Raw genomic sequence first — 7910 nt, 5'->3', positions numbered from 1 at the left:
ACCGCACCGACCGCCAGTTGGGCTTCTTCAAGGATCACGACGAGCTGTACTGGAACGTGACCGGTACGGGCTGGGACTTTCCCATCGACCATGCCTCGGCCACCGTGCACCTGCCGGGCGGCATTCCCGCCGCCGACCTGCAGGTAAAGGCCTACACCGGCTACCAGGGCGACCGCGGCACGCAGTACCGGGCCGGCAAGGGCGACAGCACGGCGGACTTTGTCACCACGGCGTCCCTGCCCCGCCATGCCGGGCTGACCATCGTGGTCGGCTGGCCCAAGGGCTATGTCGCCTCACCCACCCGGACCCGTGAAAGGTTGTGGTGGCTGCGCGACAACCTGCCGCTGGCCGTCGCCCTGGGTGGCGGCGGGTTGCTGCTGGTGTATCTCATCGTACGTGGACATCAGCGAGGACGCCTCGAGCGGACGCTACGTATTGCAAAGCCTGGACAAGCACAAGGGCAAACTCCTGCGCGGCGAGGAGACGGTGTACCGCAAGCTGCTGGCGTTCGGCGAGATCACCCTCAGCCGTGCCATGCAGAGCACCATCTACAATACCCGCGAAGCGCACAAACACGTGCTCAAGGCCGAGTACGAAGGCGCCTACTTCCGGCTCAACCGCGGCTATCTGGTTCCCGCCATCATCTTGCTGATCGCGACCTGGGCGGCCGCAGCGCTGACCCAGCAGCAGATATTTCACAAGGCCATGACCGGCTTTCTGAGCCTGTGGGTGGGGCTGTGGAGCATCGGCGCCTATGCCCTGATCAACGGTGTACTCGGCAACTGGGGCCGTGTCGGCCTCGCGCTGCGCCGCGCGGGACATTCCATAGGGGGGGCCGCCAGTTTCGTCGGCCTGATGTTCTCGGCCCTGGTCAGCACCGCGTTCGCCCTTCCATTCCTGCTCGCCGAACTGATCGGACTCGGCCTGCTGGCGCTGCAGCTCGGCTGGCAGACCACCGCCGTGCTGGCCGCCGCCCTGGCGCTGACCATATTGTTCTACCACCTGATGAAAGCGCCGACGCGGGCCGGACAACGTCTGCTGGACGAGATCGAGGGTTTTCGCCTGTACCTCAGCGTCGCCGAGGGCCAGGAACTCAAGCTCGCCGGTGCGCCGCGGGTGGATGCGGCCACCTACGAGGCCTATCTGCCCTACGCGGTGGCCCTGGACGTGGAGAACGCCTGGGGCGAGCGTTTCGCCGCCGAGATGCGCCGCGTGGGCCAGGCCGTACCCGCCGACTACACCCCGACCTGGTATCACGGCACCCATTTCAACACCGCGAATTTCAGCGCCTTCAGCGGTGCGCTCAGCGGCGCCATCGCCAGCGCCGCCACGCCTGCCAGCAGTGGCAGCGGCGGTTCCGGTTTCAGCAGCGGGGGCTCCTCGGGCGGCGGTGGCGGCGGCGGGGGTGGCGGCGGCTGGTAAGCGCCGGACGCTATTTGTTCAGCGCAGCCTTGAGGGGCTGAACCAGGGCGATAGCCCCACCCAGCAGGCTCAGGCTGGCGAGCAGGGACTGCAGCCAGTGCACGGAGGGGTAGCCAAGGTAGGCGAAATACAGGGCGAAGGCGCAGCCGAACAGAATGGCCGTGAGGATGTCGTGCAGCCAGGCCTTGAACGCCCCGGCCCAGCGCTGAGCCAGCGCCATGCCGCCCACGCCGCTCAGCCAGCCGCCGGCGGCCCCCATCAGGACGTCCACCGGCCAGTGCGCGCCGACCACGCAGCGGGAGAACGCCACCAGGGTGGCGAGCAGGAGGCACAGGGCCCGCAGCCCGCCGTGGCGCACCGAAAAGACCACGATCGCCGCCAGGGCGAAAATGGTCGTCGCATGCCCGGAAGGAAAGGAATGCCTGGTCAGATGCTGGCCGATGACGTGCATGCTGTGCGGGGGCAGAATGGCCGCCGGGCGTGGCATGTCGATGCCGAACTTGAGGCCTCTCAGCCAGAGCGCGGCGATGACGGCGGTGATGAACACCGCCCACACGAGCCGCGGCGCCCGCCGCGCGAAGGGCAGCACCAGCGTGAACACCACCAGGGCGTCGCCGAACAGAGTGAGGCCGGCCCACAGGCTGTCGCCGGTATAACGGCTTAAGCCATTGAGCCAATAGAACAGGGAAACGTTGTAGCCGCCGAACCAGACGATGACGTAGGCGGCGACGAGCAGGACGGGGGGCGCAAAGGCCCAGGTGTGTTCACCGGTCCAGCGGCGGGCGGTGAAAAAGGATTCGCGTACGTGCTCCTGCATCAGGCGTCCATGCACTGGGTGTCAGGTCGAGAAATGGGCTTCGTGCCTTTCGTGCTGTTCCTGGGCTTCGATCGTCAGGGTGGCGATGGGCCGGGCCTCCAGACGCTTGATGCCGATCGGCGCACCGGTCTCTTCGCAGTAGCCGTATTCCCCCGTCTCGATGCGCTTCAGGGCCGCATCGATCTTGGAGATCAGTTTGCGGTAGCGGTCGCGGGTGCGCAGTTCGAGCGCGGCCTCTTCTTCGTGCGTGGCGCGGTCGTTCTCATCCGGTTCGCGCCAGTCTTCCTCGCGCAGATTGCGGATGGTTTCCTCGGACTCCGACAGCAGCGCTTCGCGCCAGTGCAGGAGCTTGTTGCGAAAATAGGCCAGCTGACGGGGATTCATGTATTCCTCGTCTTCGCTGGGTTGATAGCCTTCCGGCAGTGCATCATTGGGCATAGCACGTTTCCCCTTAGCCCTGTTCATCGGATATTCATAAGCCTTTTGCGGCAATGAATCAATCCGCGGCACCTTTGGACAACACGGGCCGGATGGTGTCGAACACCCGGCCCACGTCGATGACCTTGAGGCAGACATTGTCCGTACAGGCGGTCTTGCGATGGTTGGCCGCGCTGACGCAGGGCGAGCAGGCGAGTCCCGCGTAGATCGGCGTGGTGTTGCCGAGCGGCCCGTACAGGGCCGGCGTTTCGGGACCGAAGATCACGAACGTGGGCAGGTCGGTGACCGCGGCGAAATGCCCCGGCCCGGAGTCGTTGCTGACCATCAGGGCGGCAATGCTGTACAGCGGCACCAGTTCCAGGAAGCCGACCTGGCCCGCGAAATTCACGCAGCGCGGATGTCCGACCTGCTCGCGCAGGCTCTCGGCCTGGGCCTGCTCGGCCGGGGCGCCGGTGATGAGCACCAGCGTGTCGTCGTACTGTTCCAGAATGCGCTGCATCAGGGCCACGTAGCGGTCCGGCATCCAGCGCCGCTGGGGCAGCAGATCGCTGGCGTTGGGATTGATCAGCACCAGCCGGTGCGCGGCGGGGTCGTATTCTGGATACAGCGCGCGGATGCGTTCACGCACCGCCTCCTGCTGCGCGGGCTCGACCGCCGCCCGGGCGAGCTGCACCTCGTCGTCGGTGACCAGGGTTTTCGAATACGGCAGCTCGGGTTTTTCGGCCAGCCCGGCGTTGACCAGCGCGACGAACACGCGCGAGATGTGCAGGTGCGGGTTGTACCAGACACGGTGGGTGAGCATGGCGCCGCGGTACAGCCCCTCGTTATGGTAGGCGTGAAAGCCGATGCGCCTGCGTGCCCCCGACAGGCCGGTGAGCAGCGCGCTATAGCGCGAAAACAACTCCAGGTCGTAAACCGTGTCGATGCCGGTGCGCCGCGTCCACCAGAAAAAGCGCAGCGTATCCCAGGCCAGGTGCCAGAGGCTGTCCTCGCGGATGGTGTAGACGTTGGCCTCCGGCACGGTGCCGAGCAGGCGCAGGCTGGGCGCGTTTTTCTTGAAGATGACGAAGTAGAGCTCCGCGCCGGTCTCGCGCGCCAGCTTGCGCATGGCCGGATCGACCAGCACGGCGCTGCCCATTTCCGACAGCTCGACGAACAGCGCGCGCCGGATCGGCCGGTCGGCGCCGCGCGCGGAGAACAGATCGAGCAGGCGCACCAGCCAGGTCGCCAGCCAACACAGCGGAATGCCCGCGAGATAGTCGATGCGGCGCATCGTATCGACCTTCATCGCCTTGCGTCCTCCCTCACAGGTGATGCTTGCCGGTCAGGTACACGACCAGGCCCGGCAGACTGACCAGAATCAGAATGAGCCCGTAGACGATCGACATCGTCAGCACGGCCGCCTTGGCGGCGCCGATCAGGGCAAAGAGGCCTACCATACCACCCTCGCGCACGCCCCACCCGGCCAGCGATACCGGCACGATGGTGAGCAGGATCACCGGCGGCACGATGACCAGGTAGGTCAGCGGCCCGTAGGGCAGGTCGACGCTGAGACCGATGCAGTAGATCGACAGCACCGCCAGCAGGTGAATCACCAGCGACAGCAGCACGATCACCACGCTGGCGCCCGGCGCATGGAAAATGCGGTGCATGCGCTCGGACAGGATGGGCAGCAGGTTCATCACCGGCCAGCGCGAAAACCAGTGCAGGCGGCGGAAGAAGAACAGCGCGCCGAAACCGATCAGGCCGGCGCCCACCAGCAGCGCGATGGGCACGAAGACCTGCTTGGGCAACGTGTGCGGCAGCGCCAGGCTGGCCAGCAGGTTAAGCAGCAGCAGCGCCGCCAGGCCGATGATGCGGTCCGAGGCCACGCCGTAAAAGGACTCGCGTTTGCGGAATCCCTGGCGCGCGACGTCGAGCACGCGGATGGCGTCGCCGCCGATGCTGGTCGGCAGCCCCTGATTGAAGAACATGCCCTTGAAGTAGCTCTTCACGTAGAACCAGGTGTCCTGCCCGAATTCCAGCCGCTGCATGACCAGGCGCCAGCGCAGGGCGGCCAGCACCGTGCTGGCGAACTGCAGCAGCACGGCAAGCACCAGCGGCCCCGCCTCGATCTGCTTCAAGGTATCGGCGAGGTTGCTCAGGTTGACGGAGCGCAGGATCAGCGCGAATACCAGCAGCGTGATCAGCAGGCGCAGCACGGTCTTCATCATGCGCCGCCTCCGTAACCTTCGCAGCGGTAGAACCAGTAGGTGGTCGCGGTGCGCCCGCCGACCTCGATCGGCAGGCTGCCCGCGGGCTCGCAGCGGGCGAAACGGTTCAGTCCCATCTTGTCCGGCCTGGTGTGGAAATCATGGGGCACGACGAGTATGCCGCGCGCGCCCGGTTGCGGCTGCCCGAACCACAGGCTGATCTGGTCCCGGCGCGGGGTCACATCCTGCACCGTCAGGGGCCGCGCGTACCAGGCCAGATGGCTGGCCAGCGACCAGTTGGGCACGAACAGCACCGGCGCCGGGCCGGGCGTGGCGCTCATGGTTTCGCGCAGTGCCGCCGCGCGTTGCGCCGCGGCGCGCCAGCCCGTGATGTCGGCGAGCGGATAGTGGTTTTCCTTGTAGGGCAGCCACGGCACGACCAGCGCAGAGTACAGCACCCCCAGCACGGCCACCGAATACAGCACCGATACCCAGGTAAATATCCGCACCGGCCGGGCGCGCCAGGCGCCCATCAGCCAGTAGGCGATGAGTACGCTGAGCGCCGCCCACCCCACCGCCGTCCAGTGCGGCAGCGAGGTCTTGAGTCCGGCGCCCCAGCCAATGAGCAAGAACACCGGCAGGGCGAGAATGACCACGAAGCGCTGCGCCGGATCGCGCCAGTTACGAAACGCGGCGATCAGGGCCAGCAGGCCGAACAGAAACATTCCCGGGGCGTAGGCCACCACCTGGGCCGCCAGGGCGAGGCCGAAGCGGGCGAAGGACCAGTGCCGCTCCGGCAGGCCGTGGCCCAGCTGATACGCGATCGACATCCAGTCGTGCTGCGCGTTCCAGATCAGCACCGGCGAGATCAGCACCGCGGCGACGGCCACGCCCAGCCAGGGCCAGGGGGTGGCGAGCTGGCGCCAGGCGCGCTCGCTGAACAGCAGCCACAGAGCGCTGACGACCAGCGTCACCGCGGTGTACTTGGACAGCCCGGCCAGGCCGAAGCAGATGCCGACCCACAGCCAGGCACGCAGGTCGCCGCCGACCACCGCCCGGTACAGGAACAGGCCCGAGGCCAGGAAGAACACCAGCAACGGGTCGTCCGGCAGCATGCTCATACCCATCAGGTTGAACATGATCCCGGACTGCATGACGGCCACCGCCACCACGCCCACCCAGGGCGCCCGCTCGCTGAACAGGGTGTTGGCGAGCCGGTACAGCACCAGACCGGCGGCGACCGACAGGATGACCGGCCAGAGCCGCAGGGCGAACTCGCTCTGAGAGAGCGGCACCACCAGCGCCTGCATCCAGCCGATCATGGGCGGATGATCGAAATAGCTCAGCGCGGGCTTAAGGCCGTACAGGGCGTAATGCGCGGCGTCCTCGGTGAGCTCGAAACGCCCCATCACCAGCAGATGCAGCAGCGTAACGCCGCCCAGCAGGAGCCAGAGCGCGGTTTGCGGCGTCAGGGATGGGCGGGATGGCGCGGACACTTGGGATGTGGGCGATGAAAAGCGGAGGATTGTACCCCACTCCCCGTGCAGGCCTGAAATTGTCTACCGCTTGGACTAGCGCTTGCGCGCCAGGGTGAGGCCGTCGCCGATCGGCAGCAGGGACAGCGTGACCCGCTCGTCACCGTAAAGCTGCTCGTTCAGCTCGCGGATCGCCCGGGTATCCTCGCTCCGGTCTTCGGGGTCGGCGACCGATCCGCCCCACAGGGTGTTGTCCAGGGCGACCAGGCCGCCGCGCCGCACCAGGGTCAGACAACGTTCGTAATAGTCCAGGTAGCCAGCCTTGTCGGCGTCGATAAAGGCGAAGTCGAACCGCCCCGCCCCGCCCTCGGCGAGCAGCCTGTCCAGGGTCTCGATGGCGGGTGCGCGGTGCAGCTCGATGCGATCATCCAGGCCCGCCTCGCGCCAGTAACGGCGTGCGATGTCGGTCCAGCGCCGGCTCACGTCGCAGCACACCAGGCGGCCGTCGGCCGGCATGGCCTGCGCCATGCACAGGGCGCTGTAGCCGGTGAAGGTGCCCACCTCCACCGCCCGGCGCACGCCGAGCAGCTCCACCAGCAGGCCCATGAACTGACCCTGCTCGGGCGAGATCTGCATACGCGCCTCGGGCAGTTCCGCGGTTTCGGCGCGCAATCGGGCCAGCAGTTCCGGCTCCCGCACCGAGACCCGCAGCAAATAGTCGTACAGCGGGTCGGTCATGGTGAGGGTGCGTACGGACATGAGATGCTGCCGGGCGGATCAGGCGAGGGCCTGCGCCATCAGTGCGTCTTCCACGCCGAACACTTCGCGGTACAGCACGCCCATCACCGTCACCATCATGGGGTAGGTCCAGATCAGGCCGAGACCGAAGGGAATCATGCTGATGAGCAGAATGATGCTCATGGCGATCATCAGGAAAAACACCTTGAACCAGTGCTTGGTGATGGCGCGGCGCGAGGACTCCATGGCACGCCACGGCCCCAGCCCTTTTTCCACGATCAGCGGCACGGCCAGCATGTAGGCGATGGACAGATAAATCCCCGGCAGGACCAGCAGCATAAACCCGACCGTGGTCAGCACCGACATCAGGATGGCCGCAACGATGACCGGCACGGCGAAGCCGAAATAACCGAAGGCCGTGTCCATCGAGATCGGCAGGTCCACGGAACGGCGAATGCCCATCATCAGAAAACCGGCCATGAAGGGGTAGACCACGACGGTCATTACCAGCTGCACGATGAACTGACCGAGCAGACCTTCCTGCGGCACGCCGAGCACGGCCATGGCGCCGGTCAGCAACAGGGTCACCGCGATCATGACCAGGAAGAACAATGCGCCCGCCGCCCAGAACGAACCTTTCATACCCTTGGTGCGCCGCCAGCCCTCGGCAAGGACATCCCCGATATTGAAGTCGTAGTTGCCGCTGACCCCGTCTTCCAGCGTTTTTCCGGTCGGCGGCACGTAGATTCTCGTGGCGTTGGGATCGAACTCTTCGGGATCCGCTGGACTCATGACACACTCCCCCCAGGTGGTACGGTTTGACGGGAT

General features: G+C 66.3%; 8 protein-coding genes and 1 pseudogene. 2 read left to right on the top strand and 7 right to left on the bottom strand.

All coding sequences use genetic code 11. The features are described from left to right. Positions 1–56 precede the first annotated feature (56 nt). A pseudogene (locus tag P8Y64_12770) lies at positions 57–341 on the top strand (DUF2207 domain-containing protein). Between the two features lie 55 nt (positions 342–396). Beyond that, on the top strand, positions 397–1422 hold the full coding sequence (locus P8Y64_12765; protein MEJ2061338.1) for a DUF2207 domain-containing protein: 1026 nt from the start codon (positions 397–399) through the stop codon (positions 1420–1422). Between the two features lie 10 nt (positions 1423–1432). Here P8Y64_12765 and P8Y64_12760 read toward each other — a convergent pair whose 3' ends face one another. The 7 genes from P8Y64_12760 to P8Y64_12730 form a co-directional block, all read right to left on the bottom strand. Next, the gene (locus tag P8Y64_12760; protein MEJ2061337.1) at positions 1433–2239 is read right to left on the bottom strand and encodes a phosphatase PAP2 family protein; all 807 of its coding nucleotides are present in this window, start codon (positions 2237–2239) and stop codon (positions 1433–1435) included. 21 nt (positions 2240–2260) lie between these two features. Continuing rightward, positions 2261–2677 carry an RNA polymerase-binding protein DksA gene (gene dksA, locus P8Y64_12755; protein ID MEJ2061336.1) on the bottom strand — a complete coding sequence of 139 codons (417 nt, stop codon included), beginning with the start codon at positions 2675–2677 and terminating at the stop codon, positions 2261–2263. A gap of 58 nt (positions 2678–2735) precedes the next feature. Next, positions 2736–3965: a glycosyltransferase family 9 protein gene (locus P8Y64_12750; protein MEJ2061335.1), complete on the bottom strand. Its 1230-nt coding sequence runs from the start codon at positions 3963–3965 to the stop codon at positions 2736–2738. A gap of 16 nt (positions 3966–3981) precedes the next feature. After that, a complete protein-coding gene (locus P8Y64_12745) occupies positions 3982–4890 on the bottom strand; it encodes a lysylphosphatidylglycerol synthase transmembrane domain-containing protein (protein MEJ2061334.1) in 909 nt (302 codons plus the stop codon). Beyond that, on the bottom strand, positions 4887–6365 hold the full coding sequence (locus P8Y64_12740; GenBank protein ID MEJ2061333.1) for a glycosyltransferase family 39 protein: 1479 nt from the start codon (positions 6363–6365) through the stop codon (positions 4887–4889). Before P8Y64_12740 ends, P8Y64_12745 begins: the two co-directional genes overlap by 4 nt. A gap of 75 nt (positions 6366–6440) precedes the next feature. Then, positions 6441–7103: a class I SAM-dependent methyltransferase gene (locus P8Y64_12735; GenBank protein MEJ2061332.1), complete on the bottom strand. Its 663-nt coding sequence runs from the start codon at positions 7101–7103 to the stop codon at positions 6441–6443. Between the two features lie 18 nt (positions 7104–7121). After that, positions 7122–7874: a hypothetical protein gene (locus P8Y64_12730; GenBank protein ID MEJ2061331.1), complete on the bottom strand. Its 753-nt coding sequence runs from the start codon at positions 7872–7874 to the stop codon at positions 7122–7124. Between the last annotated feature and the right edge of the window lie 36 nt (positions 7875–7910).

The organism is Gammaproteobacteria bacterium (assembly GCA_037388465.1).
In the GTDB taxonomy this organism is placed as follows: Bacteria; Pseudomonadota; Gammaproteobacteria; order SpSt-1174; family SpSt-1174; genus JARRKE01.
Note: the sequence above shows the minus strand (reverse complement) of the source record. Positions and strands in the feature narration are given on the sequence as shown.